A 288-nucleotide genomic window follows, 5' to 3' on the forward strand; every position below is an offset into this window, starting at 1 on the left:
CTTTCAACATCTTGTGGGTGGTGGCATTCCGATAACCATCCCTGAGATCAGCAAAATTTAACCGACTTTCTTAAGCGCGGCGGTAAGGAGCCGGCGCTACTGTTTCCCCATAACGAGGCCGGGAAAACTGGCCCGGAGAGAACCGGACACCGGCTCTCAGGAGACAGACAGGAAGGCGCTCTATGAACGTGAACACCGGACGCAAGCCAGTCTGGGCGGGACGCAACATGCGTCTCGACCCATTCCGCCTGCCGCAAGTGGTGAGCTACGCGACGCGCGACGATTATG

General features: G+C 58.0%; 1 protein-coding gene. It reads left to right on the forward strand.

Annotated elements, in window-relative coordinates; translation table 11 throughout:
- Window positions 1–188: 188 nt before the first annotated feature.
- A partial coding sequence (locus tag EN852_RS43035) for a DUF6101 family protein (RefSeq protein WP_246694600.1) occupies window positions 189–288 on the forward strand: 100 nt, incomplete at its 3' end.

Source organism: Mesorhizobium sp. M2E.F.Ca.ET.209.01.1.1, assembly GCF_004010375.2.
GTDB lineage: Bacteria > Pseudomonadota > Alphaproteobacteria > Rhizobiales > Rhizobiaceae > Mesorhizobium.